The sequence below is a fragment of the Actinoplanes sp. DH11 genome (assembly GCF_020873875.1).
In the GTDB taxonomy this organism is placed as follows: Bacteria; Actinomycetota; Actinomycetes; order Mycobacteriales; family Micromonosporaceae; genus Actinoplanes.
Genome location: NZ_JAHWGU010000041.1, coordinates 47,952 through 67,473, shown reverse-complemented (window position 1 = coordinate 67,473; position 19,522 = coordinate 47,952). Strand labels below are relative to the sequence as shown.

15 protein-coding genes, 1 rRNA gene and 1 pseudogene are annotated in these 19,522 nt (G+C 73.5%); 15 read left to right on the top strand and 2 right to left on the bottom strand.

Features of this window, described 5'->3' with window-relative positions:
• Nucleotides 1-3 precede the first annotated feature (3 nt).
• Nucleotides 4-120: ribosomal RNA gene (rrf, locus tag LPA41_RS37525) — 5S ribosomal RNA — on the top strand.
• Here rrf and LPA41_RS42580 read toward each other — a convergent pair.
• Nucleotides 121-2,130 (bottom strand): hypothetical protein, encoded by a 2,010-nt coding sequence (locus LPA41_RS42580; protein ID WP_304523820.1) that lies wholly within the window; start codon nt 2,128-2,130, stop codon nt 121-123.
• On the opposite strand from LPA41_RS42580, the gene LPA41_RS37515 reads away from it, so the two are divergent.
• Both LPA41_RS37515 and LPA41_RS37510 read left to right on the top strand, forming a co-directional pair.
• Nucleotides 2,107-3,141, top strand: coding sequence for a Replicase polyprotein 1ab (locus LPA41_RS37515; RefSeq protein WP_229076048.1), 1,035 nt, complete (start codon nt 2,107-2,109; stop codon nt 3,139-3,141). The two genes, LPA41_RS42580 and LPA41_RS37515, sit on opposite strands and share 24 nt — an antisense overlap.
• Nucleotides 3,138-4,142, top strand: a complete 1,005-nt coding sequence (locus LPA41_RS37510; RefSeq protein WP_229076039.1) for an HAD-IIA family hydrolase — start codon at nt 3,138-3,140, stop codon at nt 4,140-4,142. The genes LPA41_RS37515 and LPA41_RS37510 overlap by 4 nt, the downstream gene beginning before the upstream one ends.
• Nucleotides 4,143-4,268: 126 nt before the next feature.
• Here LPA41_RS37510 and LPA41_RS37505 read toward each other — a convergent pair whose 3' ends face one another.
• Nucleotides 4,269-4,604, bottom strand: coding sequence for an SCP2 sterol-binding domain-containing protein (locus LPA41_RS37505; protein ID WP_229076038.1), 336 nt, complete (start codon nt 4,602-4,604; stop codon nt 4,269-4,271).
• Between the two features lie 95 nt (nt 4,605-4,699).
• On the opposite strand from LPA41_RS37505, the pseudogene LPA41_RS43455 reads away from it, so the two are divergent.
• From LPA41_RS43455 to LPA41_RS37445, 12 genes and pseudogenes are all read left to right on the top strand, one after another.
• A pseudogene (locus LPA41_RS43455) lies at nt 4,700-5,290 on the top strand (phasin family protein); the annotation flags it as partial.
• A 613-nt stretch (nt 5,291-5,903) separates the two neighbouring features.
• Nucleotides 5,904-6,083, top strand: a complete 180-nt coding sequence (locus LPA41_RS37495) for a hypothetical protein (protein ID WP_255691417.1) — start codon at nt 5,904-5,906, stop codon at nt 6,081-6,083.
• A 24-nt stretch (nt 6,084-6,107) separates the two neighbouring features.
• Nucleotides 6,108-6,923: a TlyA family RNA methyltransferase gene (locus LPA41_RS37490; protein ID WP_229076035.1), complete on the top strand. Its 816-nt coding sequence runs from the start codon at nt 6,108-6,110 to the stop codon at nt 6,921-6,923.
• Entirely contained in the window at nt 6,920-7,807 is an 888-nt protein-coding gene (locus tag LPA41_RS37485) for an NAD kinase (RefSeq protein WP_229076034.1), read from the top strand. Before LPA41_RS37490 ends, LPA41_RS37485 begins: the two co-directional genes overlap by 4 nt.
• A gap of 49 nt (nt 7,808-7,856) precedes the next feature.
• On the top strand, nt 7,857-9,614 hold the full coding sequence (gene recN, locus LPA41_RS37480; protein WP_229076033.1) for a DNA repair protein RecN: 1,758 nt from the start codon (nt 7,857-7,859) through the stop codon (nt 9,612-9,614).
• A gap of 73 nt (nt 9,615-9,687) precedes the next feature.
• Nucleotides 9,688-10,866: a putative cytokinetic ring protein SteA gene (steA, locus tag LPA41_RS37475; protein ID WP_229076032.1), complete on the top strand. Its 1,179-nt coding sequence runs from the start codon at nt 9,688-9,690 to the stop codon at nt 10,864-10,866.
• A 7-nt stretch (nt 10,867-10,873) separates the two neighbouring features.
• Nucleotides 10,874-11,803, top strand: coding sequence for a copper transporter (locus LPA41_RS37470; protein WP_229076031.1), 930 nt, complete (start codon nt 10,874-10,876; stop codon nt 11,801-11,803).
• 39 nt (nt 11,804-11,842) lie between these two features.
• Nucleotides 11,843-12,676, top strand: coding sequence for a hypothetical protein (locus LPA41_RS37465; RefSeq protein WP_229076030.1), 834 nt, complete (start codon nt 11,843-11,845; stop codon nt 12,674-12,676).
• A 59-nt stretch (nt 12,677-12,735) separates the two neighbouring features.
• Entirely contained in the window at nt 12,736-14,355 is a 1,620-nt protein-coding gene (gene murJ, locus LPA41_RS37460; protein ID WP_229076029.1) for a murein biosynthesis integral membrane protein MurJ, read from the top strand.
• A 16-nt stretch (nt 14,356-14,371) separates the two neighbouring features.
• Nucleotides 14,372-15,484, top strand: a complete 1,113-nt coding sequence (locus LPA41_RS37455) for a glycosyltransferase family 4 protein (protein WP_229076028.1) — start codon at nt 14,372-14,374, stop codon at nt 15,482-15,484.
• A complete protein-coding gene (locus LPA41_RS37450; RefSeq protein ID WP_374238263.1) occupies nt 15,481-17,706 on the top strand; it encodes a hypothetical protein in 2,226 nt (741 codons plus the stop codon). Before LPA41_RS37455 ends, LPA41_RS37450 begins: the two co-directional genes overlap by 4 nt.
• 121 nt (nt 17,707-17,827) lie before the next feature.
• The gene (locus LPA41_RS37445; RefSeq protein ID WP_229076027.1) at nt 17,828-19,519 is read left to right on the top strand and encodes a CTP synthase; all 1,692 of its coding nucleotides are present in this window, start codon (nt 17,828-17,830) and stop codon (nt 19,517-19,519) included.
• Nucleotides 19,520-19,522: the final 3 nt, after the last annotated feature.

Here is a 19,522-nt window from a genome sequence, read left to right as displayed (position 1 = left end):
TGTTTCGGTGGTCATAGCGGAGGGGAAACGCCCGGTTACATTCCGAACCCGGTAGCTAAGCCCTCCAGCGCCGATGGTACTGCACTCGGGAGGGTGTGGGAGAGTAGGACGCCGCCGGACTCAACGTGATCGGTCGAGGGCCGCCCCAGCTCGGGGCGGCCCTTGACTGCGTTTAAGACAGAATCTCCGAGTAACTTTGTGTGTTGACGCTTGGCCGCCCGTACCGAGGGCCAGCCGCCGTACTGGAAGGAATGATCCGTGACTACAGGACCGCAGGACGGCGGCTCCAGCAACCGAGACGGCGAGAGCCGGCCCGGCCGAGGCCGTGACGGAGCCGGCGACGAACGTCGCGGTGACCGGGGCGGCGAGCGCGGCGGCTACCAGGGTGGCGGCGACCGCGGCGGCTTCCGTGGCGGCGACCGCGACCGCGGTGGCTTCCGTGGCGGCGACCGTGACCGTGGCGGCTACCAGGGCGGTGGCGACCGCGGTGGCTTCCGTGGCGGTGACCGTGACCGTGGTGGTTACCAGGGTGGCGGTGACCGGGGTGGCTTCCGTGGGGGTGACCGTCCGCAGGGCGGTGGCTTCCGTGGCGGTGACCGTGACCGTGGCGGTTACCAGGGCGGTGGCGACCGCGGTGGTTACCAGGGCGGACAGCGCTCGGTAGGCGGCGACCGTGGTGGTTACCAGGGTGGCGGCGACCGGGGTGGCTTCCGTGGGGGTGACCGTCCGCAGGGCGGTGGCTTCCGTGGCGGTGACCGTGACCGTGGTGGCTACCAGGGCGGTGGCGACCGCGGTGGCTTCCGTGGCGGTGACCGTCCCCAGGGCGGTGGCTTCCGCAGCGACCGTCCGCAGGGTGACCGTCCCCAGGGCGGTGGCTTCCGTGGCGGTGACCGTGACCGTGGTGGCTACCAGGGCGGTGGCGACCGTGGTGGTTTCCGTGGTGGTGACCGTGACCGTGGTGGTTACCAGGGTGGCGGCGACCGTGGCGGGTTCCGTAGTGACCGTCCGCAGGGTGACCGTCCCCAGGGCGGTGGCTTCCGTGGTGGCGACCGTGACCGTGGCGGCTACCAGGGTGGCGGCGACCGTGGCGGCTTCCGTGGGGGTGACCGTCCCCAGGGCGGCGGCTTCCGCAGTGACCGTCCGCAGGGCGACCGTCCCCAGGGCGGTGGCTTCCGCAGCGACCGTCCGCAGGGTGACCGTCCCCAGGGCGGCGGCTTCCGTGGCGGCGACCGTGACCGTGGCGGCTACCAGGGTGGCGGCGACCGTGGCGGGTTCCGTAGTGACCGTCCGCAGGGTGACCGTCCGCAGGGCGGCGGGTTCCGTGGTGGCGACCGTGACCGTGGCGGCTACCAGGGTGGCGGCGACCGGGGTGGCTTCCGTGGGGGTGACCGTCCCCAGGGCGGTGGCTTCCGTGGCGGCGACCGTGACCGTGGCGGCTACCAGGGCGGCGGCGACCGTGGCGGCTTCCGCAGTGATCGTCCGCAGGGCGACCGGCCGGGTGGCGACCGTGGCGGCTACCAGGGTGGCGGCGACCGGGGTGGTTTCCGTGGGGGTGACCGTCCGCAGGGCGGTGGCTTCCGTGGTGGCGACCGTGACCGTGGTGGTTACCAGGGTGGCGGCGACCGTGGCGGGTTCCGTGGCGACCGTCCGCAGGGCGACCGGCCCGGCGGCGACCGTGGTGGGTTCCGTGGTGGCGACCGTCCGCAGGGCGGGCCGCGCGAGAGCTTCCAGGGCGGTGACCGTGGCGGGTTCCGTGGCGGCGACCGTCCCCAGGGCGGCGGCTTCCGTGGCGGCGACCGTGACCGTGGCGGCTACCAGGGTGGTGGCGACCGTGGCGGGTTCCGTGGCGGGGACCGTGACCGTGGCGGCTACCAGGGTGGCGGCGACCGGGGCGGGTTCCGGGGTGGCGACCGTGACCGGGGCGGCTACCAGGACCGCGGCGGATTCCAGGACCGTGGCGGCTTCCGGGGCGACCGGGACAACGACAGCCAGCCGCAGGACGAGACCGGTCAGCCGGCGTTCCAGTCCCCAGACATTCCCGAGGACATCGTCGCGACCGACCTCGACCAGGAGGTCCGCGCCGAGCTGAACTCGCTGGCCCGGGAGATGGCCGACAAGGTCGCGCGGCACCTGGTGGCGGCCGGCCAGATCATCGACGAGGACTCCGAGCTCGCCCTCCAGCACGCCATCGCGGCGCGCCGGCTGGCGTCCCGGATCGCCGTGGTGCGTGAGGCCGTCGGTCTCGCCGCCTACGCGGCCGGTGACTGGACGACCGCGATCGCCGAGCTGCGCACCTACCACCGGATGACCGGGCGGCAGACGCACCTGGCCGAACTGGCCGACTGCGAGCGGGCCCTGGGCCGGCCGGAGCGGGCGATCGACCTCTTCCGCGGCGCCGACATGGCGAAGCTGGAGAAGAGCGGCGCCATCGAGCTGCTGATCGTGGCGGCCGGTGCCCGGGGCGACCTGGGTCAGCACGACGCTGCCGTGGCGATGCTCCAGGTCAACGAGCTGACCGCGAACGAGGACGCCGAGTGGGCGGCTCGTCTGCGGTACGCGTACGCCGACGCACTGCTCGCGGCGGACCGCCGCGACGAGGCCCGCGAGTGGTTCGCCCGGGCCGCGGCGGTCGACGACGAGCAGCTCACCAACGCGGCCGAGCGTCTGCTCGAGCTGGACGGCGTCTCGATCGAGGGCGACGACGAGGACGAGGACGAGGAGACCGAGGCGGCTCTCGGCGAGGGCGGCCCGGAGGTCCGGTCCGAGGACGACGACGACTCCGAGGAGGGTTCGGACGCGTCCGACGAGCCTCTGGACACCGCCGACGACCTCGCCGCCGACGAGATCGAGGACGACGAGGACGGCCCGATCGTGGGCGACCTCGACGACGAGGACGACGAGCAGGCCGACCTGGCCGACCTCGACGTCAACTCGGACGCCCTCGTGGACGCGAAGCCGGTCGTGGTCACCGACTCGATCGACGAGCCGGCCGACGAGGACGACGCCGACCAGGGCGACGCTGACGAGGACGACGCCGACGTGGACGAGGACGACGTGGTCGGGGACGACGCGGCCGAGGCCAAGAAGGCCGCGGCGGACGAGTTCGTCGCCAAGGCCGACGAGGAGCAGCCGAAGGCATGAGCGACCACCTCGCCGGTGGCTACGACCTGGTCGTCTTCGACCTGGACGGCGTCGTCTTCCTGATCGACACACCGATCGAGGGCGCCGCCGAGGCGGTCGAGCGGCTGCGCTCCGACGGGACGCCGATCGCGTACGCGACGAACAACGCGTCCCGCCGGGCCGCCGACGTCGCCGCGCTGCTGACCGGCATGGGTGTGAGCGCCGCGCCGGCCGAGGTCCTGACCTCGGCCGGCGCGTCCGCCGCCCTGCTCGCCGAGCGGGTGCCGGCGGGTGCGCCGGTGCTGGTGGTGGGTGCGGAAGCACTACGTGCCGAGGTCCGCGACGCGGGCCTCGAACCCGTCGGCTCGGCCGAGGACGAGCCGGTCGCGGTGGTTCAGGGGTACGGGCCCGAAGTCGGCTGGAAGCATCTGGCCGAAGCCGCGCTGGCGGTACGGGCCGGCGCGACCTGGATCGCCACGAACACCGACCGGACGCTGCCCAGCCCGCGCGGACCGCTGCCGGGTAACGGCTCGCTCGTCGCGGTGCTGCGTACCGCCCTGGACCGGGACCCGGACGTGGTGGTCGGCAAGCCGCAGCCGGGACTGTTCACCACCGCCGCGACACTGGCGAAGGCCCAGCGCCCGCTCTGCGTCGGCGACCGCCTGGACACCGACATCGAAGGCGCCGTCAACGCCGGCATGGACAGCCTGCTCGTCCTGACCGGGGTGAGCGGGCCGGCCGACCTGCTTGCGGCGCCACCGGAACGCCGCCCGACCTATGTGGCGGCCGACCTGTCCGGCCTGTTCCGGCCGGCCGACGAGGCCCGGGTGCCGGCGACCGGCGGCGAGGCCGGTGGCTGGCGGGTCACCCGTGAGGGCGACCGGGCCATCCTGGCCGGCTCCGGCGACCCGGTCGACGCGCTGCGCCTGCTCTGCGGTGTGACGTGGGACGGCGTGGCGGTCTCCGCGGTGGAGTCGGGCTCGCCCGAGGCCGGGGAACTGCTACGGGCCTGGGGCGTCTGAACGAGGCGTGCGGGGTCGGGTGCTCAGCCCGTACACCTGAAAGAAGGCGCGGCCACCCGGCCGCGCCTTCTCTCGTTGCTGAACGTTTTTCGAAGATCCGCCGTATCTCTGAGCGCTGCTGGCGCGTCAGAGGAGCTTACGAAGTTTGAGCAGGTCGAACGGGTTCGCTTTGATGGTGACCTGCCGGGACGCGATGGCACGGGTGACGTCCAGCCGGCCGGTGATCAGGGCGATCAGGTCGTCGCTGGACGCGATCAGCGCGATCTTCGCCTTGGGGTCGTCGCCGTCCGCGATGTCGACCAGCCGGCCCCCGGTGATCCGCCCGTGGAAGGCAGTTTCCAGGTCGGTCACGCGGCAGGCGAGAGTGCGATCCAGGTCGAGCCGGCCCTGCGCCTCCGCGTTGGCGGCCAGTTTCGCGGCCAGATCCTGCAACGCCTGCCGGCACTCGTCCACCGTGGCCATGGGCACCCTCCCTCGCGACACCAGCACGGTACCCCAGCAACTTATCCGGAGTGCCCGGTAGCGTGGCACCCGACGTGGCGAGAGGAGGCGAGATCATGCCAGATGCATGGCGTGCATATCTGGACCTGGCGCTCGGGCTGACAGAGGCCCCGAGGAAGAAGGCGCAGCAGGTCGCCGGAGAGGTGCTCTCCAAGGGAGGTGCGACGGCGACGCAGTTGCAGGGCATGGTGGAGGATCTGCTCTCCGCCGGGATGGCGAACCGTGAGGCGCTGACGAACATCGTCCGCTTCGAGGTGGACCGGGCACTCGCGCGGGTCGGCCTGGCCACCGCCGATGAGGTGTCCGACCTGACGTCGCGGGTGCACGACCTGGAACGCCAGTTGCGCGACGCCACGGTGTCGCCGGGTGCCGCTTCCGGGCCGGGCGCCGGCGCCAAGTCCGGTGTGGCGGCTGGCTCCGGTGCTGCTGCTGGCTCCGGCCTGGCTGCTGGTTCCGGGACGGACGCCGGGCCTGGGACGGGCGCTGGATCCGCGGCCGCGGCTGGTTCCGATGAGGCTGGTTCCGGTGCGGCTGTTCCGCGACCGGCCAAGAAGGCCGTGGCGAAGAAGGCCGTGGCCAAGAAGGCGCTGAAGGCCAAGCCGAACGCGATGCCGTCGGCCGGGACCGGCCCGGCGACGTCACCGGCCAATGTGGCCGGGTCCGCGGCTTCGGGGGCGACGTCCGCGGCTTCGGGGCCGACGTCTGCGGCTCCGACGACGGCGCCCGCGGAGAAGGCTCCGGCCAAGGGCGCGACGGCACCCGCGAAGAAGGCTCCGGCCAAGGGCGCGACGGGTCCGGCGAAGCCTGCCGCCAAGCGGGCGCCGGCGAAGAAGACGGCTGCGAAGCGGGTTCCGGCTCAGCCGCAGCCGGTGTTCGACGCACCGGTTCCGGCGGGGACGGTGGCGGCGCCGGTGAGTTCGGTCGTCGAGGCCGCGGCGGCCACCGAGCTGCCGCCGGTGGCGGCGGACCGGGTCCCGGGTCCGACGGGCGGGCCGGCGACCACCGGGGTGGATGAGTCGACGGTGACCGCTACGGATCAGCCGGCAGCGGCCGGCGGGGTGGGCGAGTCCACGGCGTCCACGGGCAGTGCGCCGGAGACGGCCGCGAAGAGCGCCGCGCCGCGCAAGCGGGCGCCGCGGAAGCGGGCCGTGCCGCGCCAGTCGACGCCTGCCGACGGTGGCGGCCGGGCCGAGAGCGCGGAGGCGTGAGCCGGTGACGTTCCCGAACCACGCGAGGCCGGGCCCGCCCCCGGGGCAGATCATGCCCCGGCCGGGCGGCCCGGCCGCCGGCGGGACCGGGGAGGACACCGGGCACCCCGCGGTCGACGCGGTGCTACGGTCGCTCGCCAACGCCGCGCGGCTGGCACCGGCCGAGCAGATCGCCGAGTACGAGGCCGCGCACCAGGTGCTCCAGGAAACCCTGGCGAGCATCGACCGCTGAGAACCTCGTATAGGAAGAATTGACATGGCCCGCCGTGCGCGACTGGACGCCGAACTCGTCCGCCGCAAGCTCGCTCGTTCCCGGGAACAGGCCGCCGCGCTCGTCGCGGCCGGCCGTGTGCAGGTCCGTGGCGTCGTCGCCCAGAAGGTGGCGGCGATGGTGGATCCCGCCGACCCGTTGCTGGTGACGGGCGAGGATCCGCAGACCGAGTACGTCTCCCGGGGCGGGCACAAACTCGCCGGGGCGCTCGCCGCCTTCACGCCGCTGACCGTGACCGGGCGCCGGTGCCTGGACGCCGGCGCCTCCACCGGGGGCTTCACCGACGTGCTGCTGCGCGCCGGAGCCCGGCAGGTGGTGGCGGTGGACGTCGGGTACGGGCAGCTGGCCTGGCCGATCCGGACCGACGAGCGGGTGGTCGTGCTGGAACGGACGAACGTGCGCACGCTGACGCCGGAGCTGATCGAGGGGCCGGTCGACCTGACCGTGGCGGACCTGTCGTTCATCTCGTTGCGGCTGGTGCTGCCGGCGCTGGCGGCGTGCACGGCCGCGGACGGCGACCTGGCACTGATGGTGAAGCCGCAGTTCGAGGTCGGCAAGGAACGGGTCGGCGCCGGTGGCGTGGTCCGGGACTGGCGGCTGCGGGCCGAGGCGGTCATGGATGTGGCGGCCGCCGGGCAGGCGCTGGGTCTCGGGGTGCGGGATGTGACCGCGAGCCCGCTGCCCGGCCCGAGTGGCAACGTGGAGTTCTTCGTGTGGTTCCGGCGGGACGCGCCGCCGGCCGACGCGGAGCGGATCGAGCGCGTGGTCGAAGCCGGACCGGTTCACTTGGAGGAAAAATGACCCGCTCGGCCCTTCTGGTGACACACACCGGGCGCCGGCAGAGCACGCAGCACGCCCGTGCGGTGGCGCTGGACCTGATCGCGGCCGGGTTCGAGGTCCGCGTCATCGCCGAGGAGGTCGCCGACATCGACCTGCCACCCGAGGTCAAGCCGGTGCAGGGGCCGGCGGCCGCGGAGGGCGTGGAGATCGTGCTGGCGCTCGGCGGCGACGGGACGTTCCTGCGGGCCGCCGACCTGGCCCGGCCGGTGAAGGCGCCGCTGCTCGGCATCAACCTGGGCAAGGTGGGCTTCCTCGCCGAGGCGGAGATCGACCACATCGACGAGGCGGTCGCCGAGGTGGTGGCCGGTGACTACACGGTCGACGAGCGGCTGACGCTCGACGTGCGTGCCGAGTACGACGGCCGGCTCATCGCCGAGTCGTGGGCGCTCAACGAGGTGACGGTCGAGAAGGGGCAGCGGGCGCAGATGCTCGAACTGCTCGTCGACGTGGACGGCCGGCCGCTCTCCCGGTACGGCTGCGACGGTGTGGTTTGTGCCACACCGACGGGGTCGACGGCGTACGCCTTCTCGGCCGGCGGCCCGGTCGTCTGGCCGGAGGTGGAGGCGCTGCTGCTGGTTCCGATCAGTGCGCACGCGCTGTTCAGCAAACCGCTGGTGACCGCGCCGACGTCGACGTTCGTCCTGACGGTGGACCCGTACACGTCTTTTGCGGTGCTCTGCTGCGACGGCCGCCGCACCTGGGACCTGCCGCCCGGCTCGCGGGTCACGGTCGAACGGGGCCGGTTGCCGGTCCGGGTGGTCCGCCTGGCGCCGCGGCCGTTCACCGACACGCTCGTGGCGAAGTTCGAGCTTCCGGTGGTCGGCTGGCGCGGGAATCGACGCTGATCACCCCCTGAGTTGGGCGATTGTCGGTGGGCACCGATACTGTTCGGCTGTGCTGGACGAACTGCGCATCACCGGGCTCGGCGTCATCGACGACACCACGCTGAGCCTCACGTCGGGAATGAACGTGATCACCGGCGAGACCGGTGCCGGCAAGACGATGGTGGTGACGGGTCTCGGGTTGCTCTTCGGCGGCCGGGCCGACGCCGGCCGGGTGCGGGCCGACCCGGGCCGGGCCGTGGTGGAGGGCCGGTTGCGGCTGGGCGGGACGCTCGGTGACGCCGTGCGGACCCGGATCACCGACGCCGGTGGCGAGACCGACGACGACGGCTCGGTGCTGCTGAGCCGCACGGTGACGGCCGAGGGCCGGTCCCGGGCGCACGTCGGCGGCCGCAGCATGCCGGTGTCCACGCTCAGCGAGATCGGCGAGCAGGTCCTGGCCGTGCACGGCCAGTCCGACCAGTTGCGGCTGCTGCGCCCGTCGGAGCAGCGTTCGGCGCTCGACCGGTTCGCCGGCCCGGGGCACGAGAAGCTGCTCGACAGTTACCGCGAGGCGTTCGTGCGCTGGCGCCGGGTCGTCGACGACCTGGCCGACCGGCGGCGCAACGCCCGGCAGCGGTCGCAGGAGGCCGATCTGCTCAAGCTCGGCCTCGACGAGATCACCCGGGTGGACCCGCAGCCCGGTGAGGACGAGGATCTGCGCGCCGAGGTGCAGCGGCTGGAGCACGCCGAGGGTCTGCGGGTCGCGGCGGCCCTCGCGGCGCAGGCGCTGGCCGGCGGGGTGGAGGCGGCCGACGACACGCCGGACGCGACCCAGCTGCTCGGCACGGCCCGGCGCACCCTGGAGGGGCAGGCCGGTGTCGACCCGCGGCTGGGTGAGCTGGCGCTGCGGCTGGAGGAGGCGGCCACCCTGGTCGGCGACGTCTCGTCGGAGCTGTCGTCCTACCTGGGCGAGCTCGACGCGGACCCGGCCCGGCTGGAGGCGATCTACGAGCGGCGGGCGGCGCTGCGGGCGCTGACCCGCAAGTACGCCGACGACATCGACGGCGTGATCGTCTGGGCGGAGAACGCGCGGACGAAGCTGGCCGAGCTGGACAACTCCGACGAGCTGCTGGACGAGCTGGACAAGGAGCGTCAGCGGCTTGCCGTGACGGTGGCCGAGCTGGCCGGCCGGTTGACGGCGGCGCGGCGGGAGGCGGCCGGGCGGTTCTCCGAGGCGGTCAGTGTGGAGCTGGCCGGTCTGGCGATGCCGCACGCGCGGGTCGAGGTGGCGGTGCTGACCCGGGCGCCGTCCCGGGACGAGCCGTCGGTGACGGTCGACGGCGAGGAGCTGGCGGCCGGCGCGGACGGCGCCGACGAGGTGGAGCTGCGGTTGCTGGCCCACCCGGGTGCGCCGTCGCTGCCCCTGCAGAAGGGCGCGTCCGGCGGTGAGCTGTCCCGGGTGATGCTGGCCATCGAGGTGGTGTTCGCCGGTGCCGGTGGCCCGCCGACGCTCGTCTTCGACGAGGTGGACTCGGGTGTGGGCGGCACGGCGGCGGTGGAGATCGGGCGGCGGCTGGCGCGTCTCGCCCGTACCCATCAGGTCCTGGTCGTGACGCACCTGCCGCAGGTCGCCGCGTTCGCCGATCGCCACCTGGTGGTCGCGAAGGACACCGGTGGGGCGATCACCACGAGTGGGGTGCGGATCGTGGAGGAGACCGAGCGGGCCCGGGAGCTGTCCCGGATGCTTGCCGGTCTGCCCGATTCGGATCTCGGCATCGCGCATGCCGAGGAGCTACTGGCGGTAGCGGCTCGTGAGAAACGTGCGTGAAAAGTCGCATTTGTCGGTGAGGTGGCGCATGTCGCGGGGGGACAGTGTGCGACGGCGTGTCAGGATGGCCGGGATGCGACTTCCCACCCTGCGCCGCGCACGGGCCACCGAACTGGGCCCGATCTCCGGGCTGGCCCGGCTCGACCGGCGGACCAAGCGCCTGACCGGCCGGCTGCGTCCCGGCGAGATCGCCGTGATCGATCACCTCGATCTGGACCGGGTCGCGGCCGACTCGCTGGTGGCGTCCGGCGTCACCGCGGTGCTCAACGCGAAACCGTCGATCTCCGGGCGCTATCCGAACCTCGGGCCCGAGGTGCTGATCCAGGGCGGCGTGGTGCTCGTCGACGGCCTCGGCGAGGAGGTCTTCAAGGCGTTGCGCGAGGGCCAGACGATCAGCATCGACGGCGGTGACGTGCTGCGCGACGGCGAGGTCGTGGCCTCCGGTGTCCGGCAGGACGCGGAGAGCGTCGCCAAGTCGATGGCCGACGCCCGCGAGGGTCTGTCGGTGCAGCTCGAGGCGTTCGCGGCGAACACGCTCGACTACATGAAGCACGAGCGTGACCTGCTGCTCGACGGCGTGGGCGTGCCCGACGTGAACACCCGCATCGCCGGGCGGCACGTGCTGATCGTGGTGCGCGGCTACGACTACAAGGAAGACCTCGACGTCCTGCGGCCCTACATCCGGGAGTACAAGCCGGTCCTGATCGGGGTGGACGGCGGCGCCGACGCCCTGGTGGAGAACGGCTACACCCCCGACATGATCATCGGCGACATGGACTCGGTCACCGACGACGTGCTGCGGTGCGGCGCCGAGGTGGTCGTCCACGCCTACCCGGACGGCCGGGCGCCCGGTCTGGAGCGGGTCCGCGGGGTGGGGGTCGACGCGATCACGTTCCCGGCGTCGGCCACCAGCGAGGACCTGGCGATGCTGCTCGCCGACGAGAAGGGCGCGTCCCTGATCGTCGCGGTCGGCACGCACGCGAACCTGGTGGAGTTCCTCGACAAGGGCCGCGGCGGCATGGCGTCCACGTTCCTGACCCGCCTCAAGGTCGGTGGCAAGCTGGTCGACGCCAAGGGCGTGAGCCGGCTCTACCGGCAGAACATCTCCGGCTCGGCGTTGCTGCTCCTGGTGCTGTCGGCCCTCGCGGCGATGGCGTCGGCGGTGGCGGTCTCCACGGTGGGGAAGGCGTACCTCACCGTCGTGTCCGAGTGGTGGGACAATTTCGTCTTCCAGCTCGGCAATCTTCTCTGAGGGCGTCGTGATCAACTTTCGGTACCACGTGGTGTCGCTCACCGCGGTCTTCCTCGCGCTCGCGATCGGCCTGGTGGTCGGCACCGCGGCGCTCAACGGCCCGGTCTCCGAGAACCTGCGCACCAACCTCGAGGCGTTGAAGAAGGACAACGACGTCCGGCGGGACCAGGTGAACCAGTACCGCGAGGAGCTGAACCGCAACCAGGTCTTCGCGAGCGAGCTGGCGCCGGTGGTGCTCGCCGGCCGGTTGTCCGCCCGCAAGGTCGCGCTGGTGTCGCTGCCGGGCGCCGACGACTCGGCCGAGGGCGTGGCGAAGATGCTCAACCTGGCCGGTGCGTCGGTCACCGCCCGGGTCACCGTCGAGGAGAAGTTCTTCGACCCGAACTACACCAACGAGTTGCTCGACCTGGCCGACCAGTCGTCGCAGCCCAGCATCCCGGTGACCTCCCTGCCTCGCAACAGCGACGGTGTGGAGACCGCGAGCGCCCTGCTCGCGCTCACCCTCTCCCAGGGGTCGACCTCGCCCACGCCGGACGACGTGACAGCGGTGCTCGCCGGGCTCTCCGGCGCCGGCTACGTCGCGGTGGAGGACAACGCGGCCGGTGGCGCGGAGGCGATCGTGCTGGTCGCCGGCGAACCCGCCACCGACAAGGAGGCGACCCGCAAGAACCAGTCCGCGGTCACCGTCGCCAACCAGTTCAGCCAGGGCCGCCCCCTGGTGGTGGCCGGTGACGGTGCGGCCGAGGGCAACCTGGTCTCCGGCGTGCGCAGCGACCCGACGCTGGTGAAGGAGATCTCCACGGTGGACAACGTGAGCACCGTGCAGGGGCAGGTCTCGACCGCGATGGCGACCACCGAGCGCCTGGTGCAGAACCGGGTCGGGCAGTACGGTCTGGCCGCCGGCGCCACCTCGATGGTGCCGTCCGCAGCGCCCTGATCCCGCCCGGTTCGCTCCGGCTGACTAAACTTCCGGGCCATGGCTTTCCTCCGCTCGTTCGGCATCGGCGCGCTGGTGGCGCGGACCGCGCTCGGCTGGGTGCGCCGCGACCCGAACGCCGGTGACCTGCGCCGCACCAACTTCCACGGCCGCACGGTCACTCTCGCCGGTGGTCCGGCGCTGGCCCTGGGCGCCACCGTGGGCGCGGCCTCCGGCGCCCCGACGGCCCGGCTGGCGGCCGCCGCGGTCACCGCGGGCGCGGTCAGCGGCGCGGTCGGCTTCTACGACGACATCGTCGGCAACCGCCCGGAGCAGAAGGCGGCGAAAGGCTTCGCCGGCCACCTGGGCGCACTGCGCGAGGGCCGGGTCACCAGCGGCCTGGTCAAGATCGCCGGGGTGGGCGCGGCCGGCCTGGTGGCCTCCGCGTTGATCGGCAGCGACCGGCGCAGCGTGCTCGGCCGGGGTGCCGACGTGCTGCTCGGCGCCGGGGTGATCGCCGGCACGGCCAACCTGCTGAACCTGCTGGACCTGCGTCCCGGCCGCGCGCTCAAGGCCGGCGCCCTGCTCGGCGCGCCGCTCGCGGTGGGCCGCAACGCCGCGATGACCACCGGCACGCTGGGGGCGGGCGCGGCGCTGCTGCCGGCTGACCTGAACGAGGAGATCATGCTGGGCGACTCGGGCGCCAACGCGCTCGGCGCCCTGCTGGGCGTGGCCTTCACGGCGAGGTCCGGCACGGCGGGCCGGCTGGCGGCGCTCACCGTGCTGGGGACGCTCACCGCGGCCAGCGAGCAGATCAGCTTCACCAAGGTCATCAAGGACACGCCGTGGCTGCGCGCCGTCGACGAGTTCGGCCGCCGGCCGGCCGACGCGTGACGAGACCGCCGGGACCCGGCGACAGCCCACCCCTTTCGAGTACGGGTACCGGCGCGGAAGTGGATCACCCAGAGGCGGCCCGCCCGTCCCGCGAGCAACGGCATGGCGGCACCGCCGCGAAGATCGCCGGGGCCGCCGCGCTCATCACGGTCCTGACCGTGGTGGCCCGGCTCGCCGGGTTCGCCCGGACGTTCGTCTTCCTCCGCACGGTCGGCCACGACGCCCTCGGTGACGTCTACAACGCCGCCAACGTCATCCCGAACATCATCTTCGAGCTGGTCGCGGGTGGCGCCCTGGCGAGCCTCGTCGTGCCGCTGCTGGCCGGCGCGGTCGCGGCCGCCGACCGGGAGCGGGTGCACGCGATCGCGTCGGCGCTGCTCACCTGGGTGCTGGTGCTGCTCGTCCCGCTCGCCGTGCTGCTCGCCGCCCTGGCCGGCCCGATCAGCGGCCTGCTGCTCGCCGACGCACCCGTGGCGAACCAGGAACTCGCGGCGAGCATGCTGCGGATCTTCGCGCCGCAGCTGCCGCTCTACGGCCTCGGCATCGTGCTGACCGGCGTGCTCCAGGCACACCACCGGTTCGCCTGGCCGGTGCTGGCCCCGCTGCTGTCCAGCGTCACGGTGATGGGTGCCTATCTGACCTACGCGCTCGTCGACGGCGCGAAGAGCGACGTCGGCGGGCTGTCCGCGACCGGTGAGCTCGTCCTGGCCGGCGGCACCACCCTGGGCGTGGTCGTGCTGTCGTGCTGCCTGGTGGTGCCGCTGCGCGGGCTGCGCCTGCGGTTGCGGCCGGCGCTGCGGTTCCCCGGCGGCGAAGGGCGCAAGGCGGTCCGGCTGGGCTGGGCAGGCGCGGTCACGGTGGGTTCGCAGCAGGTGATGACCCTGGTGGTGCTGGCGCTGACCGCGACCGGCGGCCTGACCATCTACACCACCGCGCAGACGGTGTTCCTGCTGCCGTGGGCGGTGCTGGCGGTGCCGCTGGCGACTGCGGTGTACCCCCGGTTGTCGGCCGCCGCCGAGCTCGGCGACGAGGACGGCTACCGGACGTCGCTGGCGGCGACCGCGCGTACCGTCGTGCTGCTCGCCGGCCTCGGCGCCGCCGCCCTGGCCGCGCTCGCCGAGCCCGCCGCCTTCCTGATCGACGCGCCACCGGCCGCCGCCGGCATCGCCGGGTTCGCTCCCGGCCTGTTCGGCTACGCCCTGTTCGCCCTGCTGTCCCGGGCGCTCTACGCCCGCGGCGCCACCGCCGCGGCGGCCGCCGCCACCGCGGCGGGCTGGTTCGTGGCCGCCGTGGCCGCGCTGGTGCTGGTCCGCGCCGTCGACGGCCGGCAGGCGCTGGTCCTGGGCCTGGCCAACGCCGCCGGCATGACCGTCCTGGCCGCGCTGCTGGCCGTCGCGGTGCGCCGGCACGCCGGTTCCGCGGCGCTGGCCGGGCTGACCCGCGCCACCGCGGCCGCGGTGCTCGCGGCCGGCCTCGCCGCCGCCGCCGGGTGGGCCACCGTGATCGGGCTGGAACGGGCGTTCTGGCCCACCCCGGGCGTGCTCGGCAGTCTCGCCGAGGGCATGCTGGGCGGTGTCGTGGTCGTGGCGGTCTTCGCCGCGGTGGCGTCCGCGGTGGACCGGCGTGACATGCGACCGCTGGCCACGACGCTGAGGCGCCGGCTGCGGAACCGAACGTGAGGGGAGAAAACCGCTCGTGAGCACCGACGACAGGTGGCGTGGCTCGGTGGTGCTGGTGCTGGGTTCGGCCACCGGCGGGATCGGCCAGCACGTCGCCTCGCTGGCCCGTGGTCTGGTCGAGGCCGGCTGCCGGGTGCTGGTCTGCGCGCCGGCCGCCACCGGCGCGCACTTCGGGTTCAGCGCCTCCGGACTGGACTTCGCGCCGGTGGAGATCCCGGCCGACCCGGGCCCGCAGGACTCCGGCGCGATCCGGCAGCTCCGCAAGGCGATCGCCGGGCGGGACGCCGAGGTGGTGCACGCGCACGGGCTGCGGGCCGGTTTCGTGGTGTCGCTGGCCCGGACCGGCGTACCCATGGTGGTGACCTGGCACAACGCCGTGCTCGCGCGGGGCCTCAAAGGCCAGGCCGGTGCCCTGCTGGAGCGGATCGTGGCGCGCAACGCCGCGCTCACCCTGGGCGCCTCCGAGGACCTGGTGGAGCGGGCCCGCCTGCTCGGCGCGAAGCGGGCCCGGCTCGGCCCGGTGGCCTCGCCCCGGCTGGCGCCGCCGAAACGGACCCGCGCGGCGGTGCGCGCCGAGTTCCGGTTGAAGGCGGCGACCCCGCTCATCGTGTCGGTCGGCCGGTTGCACCCGCAGAAACGGTACGACCTGCTCGTCGACGGGGCCGCCCGGTGGCGGGAGCTGACCCCCGCACCGGTGGTCGTGGTGGCCGGTTCCGGACCCAGCTACATGCCGCTGGCGCAGCGGGCGTCGCAGGTGCACGCGCCGTTCCACCTGCTCGGGCACCGCACCGACGTGCCGGATCTGCTGCTCGGCGCGGACCTCGCGGTGGTCACCAGCGACTGGGAGGCCCGGCAGCTGTTCGCCCAGGAGGCGCTGCACGCCGGGGTGCCGCTGATCGCCACCGCGGTGGGCGGGCTGCCCGGCCTGGTCGGTGACGCGGCGCTGCTGATCCCGCCCGGTGACCTGGATGCCCTCGACGAGGCGGTCCGCCGGATGCTCGCCGACCCCGGCCTGCGCGCGGAGTACGCCGCCCGCGGCCCCCGGCAGGCCGCCACCTGGCCGACCGAGCCGGACGTGGTCGCCGACGTGCGCGACGCCTACGCGGAAGTCACGGCGGTCCGCCGGTGAACCGCGCCTGGCGCCGGGCACCGGCCGCGTTCCGGCGCCGGGGCGGCCCGTCACCCTGGGTGCCGTACCTGCTGGTCGCCCTGGTCGCGCTGACCAGCCTGGCCGGGTTGAGCATCCGCCCCGAGGAGGAGGTCCGCCGCGGCGTCGCCGACTACGTGGTGGTGGCCGCCGCGCCCGGCCTGCGCTGGGAGGACCTGGACCCGCAACGGACGCCGGCGCTGTGGCAGGAGGCGACCGCCGGTTCGGTGGGCTGGCTGACGGTCCGCTCGGCGCACTCGGTGACCTGCCCGGCGGACGGCTGGCTGACGCTCGGCGCCGGCAACTACGCGGCCTGGGACACCCGGTCGGTGTCCGGCCGCTGCCCGCCGGCGGAACCGAAGCTGACCCGGCCGGACGGCATCGGCGCCAACGTCGACGACCAGCGCACCGTGGTCCGCAACAACCAGGACCGGATGCCGTACGGCACCACGCCCGGCGCCCTGGCCGAGTCGGTGCGCTGCACCTACGCCGTCGGCCCGGGCGCGGCGATCGCGGCGGCCCGGCCGTTCGGCCGCGTCGACAAGTACGCCGCCGAACTCCCCGACAACCCCGCACCCCTGCTCGACGACTGCGTGCTGAGCATCGTCGACCTCGGCACGATCAACGGCACCGGCACCGAACGGCAGGCCGCGGTGGCCGCCGCCGACGCCACCCTGGCCCGGCTTCTGGCCGCCCGCCCGGACCGCTCGCTGATGCTGATCGCCGGCATCTCCGAGTCCGAGCCCGGTTCGCGGCTGCACGTGGCGATCGCCGAGGGACCGGGCTGGGAGGGTGGCTGGCTCACCTCCGCAGGCACCGGCCGCGACGGCTACCTGCAACTGGTCGACCTGGCGCCGACCGTGCTGTCGGCGCTGGGCCGGCCGTCACCGGAGAAGCTGTTCGCCGGCTACGCGGCCACCGTCTCCGAGGGCCGGCCCGCCGACCCGGCCGCGGCGATGCAGGGTGAGCACGACGCCGACCGGCGGGCGATCGCCCAGCGCGGCGTCGCCGAGATCTTTTTCACGGTGCTGGCGTTCGTGCAGCTGGTGCTCTTCGCGGTGACGATCCCGGTGCTGATCCGGGCCCGCCGGCACGCCGGACCGGCCGGGCCGCCGCTGCCACCGCGCCGGTTGGTCGCCGTGGTGGAGGCGGCGCTCATCGCGGCCGGCCTGGCGATCCCGGCGGCGCTGCTGGCCGACGTGGCGCCGTGGTGGACGAGTGAGCACCCGGCGTGGCTGTTCGGCGGCGCGACCGGCGCGCTGATGATCGGCGGCTCGCTGCTGATCCGGCTGGCGCCGCGGTACCCGCGCACGCTGTGGCCGATGGCGGCGGTCTCCGCGGCGGCCGTGCTGGTGGTCGCGGTGGACCTGGTCACCGGCGCCCGGCTGCAGCTCAACGGGGTGGCCGGTTACTCCGCGACCTACGGGGTGCGCTACTCCGGGGTGGGCAGTGTCGGGCTCGGTGTGTTCGTGGCCGGTCTGCTGCTGCTCGCCGGCTGCGTGGCGCAGCGGGTGACCCGCCGGTGGCGGCCGCTGGTGATGGTGGCCTTCGGCGGCGCCGGGGTGGTCATGGTCGGCAGCCCGTACCTGGGTGCCGACCCGACCGGGGCGATCGCGGTGACCGCCGGGGTGTGCGTGGCGGCGGCGATCAGCACCGGTGGCTGGCTGACGTTCCCGAGGTTCGCCTGGGCGGCGCTGGCCGGTCTGGTGGTCACTGTCGGGTTCGCCGTCTTCGACCTGCGCCGGGTGCCGCTGGAACAGGGCACCCTGGGCCGGTTCCTGACCGCGCTGGGCAACGGCACGGCCGGCCCGGCCATGCAGCGGGCCGCCTCGGCAAGCGGTCAGGCCCTGCTGGAGAGCCCGCTCACGCTGCTGGCCCTGATCGGAGCCCTGATGCTGGTGTTCTGCCAGTTCTCCCCGTGGGGCGGCCTCAACCGGCTCTACGGGCTGAACCCGGCGGTGCGCGCCGGCATCGCCGGGACGATCGTGGCGACGCTCATCGCGGGCGTCTTCGGCGGCACCGCGCTGGGGGTCTCCGGCACGGCCGCCGCGCTCGCCGTTCCGGTGGCGGTGCTCACGACGCTGCGGGTGCTGCTGCACGCCGCGGACCGGACGCCCCCGCCGGGCGAAACGGACGGACCGGGCGGACCGTCACTGCGCAAATCCGACGAAGATCCGGTTACCACGACGGAACGGGCCCGGTGACACGCACACAGACCAGGCCGAACGTGGCACCTCCGGCAAACAGTGTTACGGTGAACTCCCGTGGATGGGGCCTGGCCCCCGCCGCAAGTTCGTAAAAGACAGGCGACCACGGGAGCGGGCCTTGGCCTCAACAGTGCGCGACACGCGGCACATCTTCGTCACCGGGGGCGTCGCCTCCTCGCTGGGTAAGGGCCTCACCGCCTCCAGCCTCGGGAATCTGCTCACCGCCCGCGGTCTCCGCGTCGTGATGCAGAAACTCGACCCATACCTCAACGTCGACCCCGGCACGATGAACCCGTTCCAGCACGGCGAGGTCTTCGTGACCGAGGACGGCGCCGAGACCGACCTCGACGTCGGGCACTACGAGCGTTTCCTCGACCGTGACCTCTCCGGCAAGGCGAACGTCACCACCGGCCAGGTCTACTCCGCGGTCATCGCCCGGGAGCGGCGCGGCGAGTACCTGGGCGACACCGTGCAGGTCATCCCGCACATCACCAACGAGATCAAGAGCCGGATCTTCGCGATGGCCGATCCGGACGAGAACGGCCGCGTCCCGGACGTCGTGATCACCGAGGTGGGCGGCACGGTCGGCGACATGGAGTCGCTGCCGTTCCTCGAGGCGATCCGCCAGGTCCGGCACGAGGTCGGCCGGGACCACGTGTTCTACCTGCACGTCTCCCTGGTGCCGTACCTCGCTCCGTCCGGTGAGCTGAAGACCAAGCCGACCCAGCACTCGGTGGCGGCGCTGCGCAACATCGGTATCCAGCCGGACGCGCTGATCTGCCGCAGCGACCGGGAGATCCCGGACAAGATGAAGCACAAGCTGGCGCTCTACTGCGACGTCGACCGGGAGGCCGTCATCGCCTGCCCGGACGCGCCGAGCATCTACGACATCCCGAAGGTGCTGCACGACGAGGGGCTCGACGCGTACGTCGTACGCCGGCTGGGCCTGTCCTTCCGGGACGTCAACTGGAAGACCTGGAACGACCTGCTGGAGCGGGTGCACCACCCCAAGCGGACGATCACGATCGCGCTGGTCGGCAAGTACGTCGACCTGCCGGACGCGTACCTCTCGGTGACCGAGGCGATCCGGGCCGCCGGGTTCGGCAACACCGTCAAGATCAAGATTCGCTGGGTGCCGAGCGACGACTGCGTGACCCCGCAGGGTGCGGCGACCGCCCTCAAGGGCGTCGACGGCATCGTGATCCCGGGCGGCTTCGGCGTGCGCGGCATCGAGGGCAAGGTCAACACCTCGCGGTACGCGCGGGAGAACGGCGTCCCGATCCTGGGGCTCTGCCTCGGCCTGCAGTGCATGACGATCGACGCGGCCCGCAACCTGGCCGGTCTGGCCGGCGCCAACTCGCTGGAGTTCGACGAGACGGCCACCTACCCGGTCATCTCGACGATGGCCGACCAGGAGGACATCGTCGCCGGCAAGGGCGACATGGGCGGCACCATGCGGCTGGGCGCCTACCCGGCCGCGCTGAAGGCGGGCTCCATCGTCGCCGAGGTGTACGGCGCCACCGAGATCTCCGAGCGGCACCGGCACCGCTACGAGGTGAACAACGACTACCGGGACAAGCTGTCGCAGGCCGGCCTGGTCTTCTCCGGCACGTCGCCGGACGGCCGGCTGGTCGAGTTCATCGAGCTGGACCGGGACGTCCACCCGTACTTCGTGGCGACCCAGGCCCACCCGGAGCTGAAGAGCCGGCCCACCCGGCCGCACCCGCTCTTCGACGGCCTGGTCAAGGCGGCGATCACCTACGCGGCCGCGGACGAGCTGCCGGTACCCATCGAGCCGGCCGAGGCCTGACCG

Excerpts from the sequence above, each read along its gene's own strand:
- LPA41_RS37515 (WP_229076048.1), top strand. The coding sequence starts at position 2,107 with ATGGCCGACAAGGTCGCGCGGCACCTGGTGGCGGCCGGCCAGATCATC.
- LPA41_RS37510 (WP_229076039.1), top strand. The coding sequence starts at position 3,138 with ATGAGCGACCACCTCGCCGGTGGCTACGACCTGGTCGTCTTCGACCTG.
- LPA41_RS37505 (WP_229076038.1), bottom strand. The coding sequence starts at position 4,604 with ATGGCCACGGTGGACGAGTGCCGGCAGGCGTTGCAGGATCTGGCCGCG.
- LPA41_RS37495 (WP_255691417.1), top strand. The coding sequence starts at position 5,904 with ATGCCCCGGCCGGGCGGCCCGGCCGCCGGCGGGACCGGGGAGGACACC.
- LPA41_RS37490 (WP_229076035.1), top strand. The coding sequence starts at position 6,108 with ATGGCCCGCCGTGCGCGACTGGACGCCGAACTCGTCCGCCGCAAGCTC.
- LPA41_RS37485 (WP_229076034.1), top strand. The coding sequence starts at position 6,920 with ATGACCCGCTCGGCCCTTCTGGTGACACACACCGGGCGCCGGCAGAGC.
- steA (WP_229076032.1), top strand. The coding sequence starts at position 9,688 with ATGCGACTTCCCACCCTGCGCCGCGCACGGGCCACCGAACTGGGCCCG.
- LPA41_RS37465 (WP_229076030.1), top strand. The coding sequence starts at position 11,843 with ATGGCTTTCCTCCGCTCGTTCGGCATCGGCGCGCTGGTGGCGCGGACC.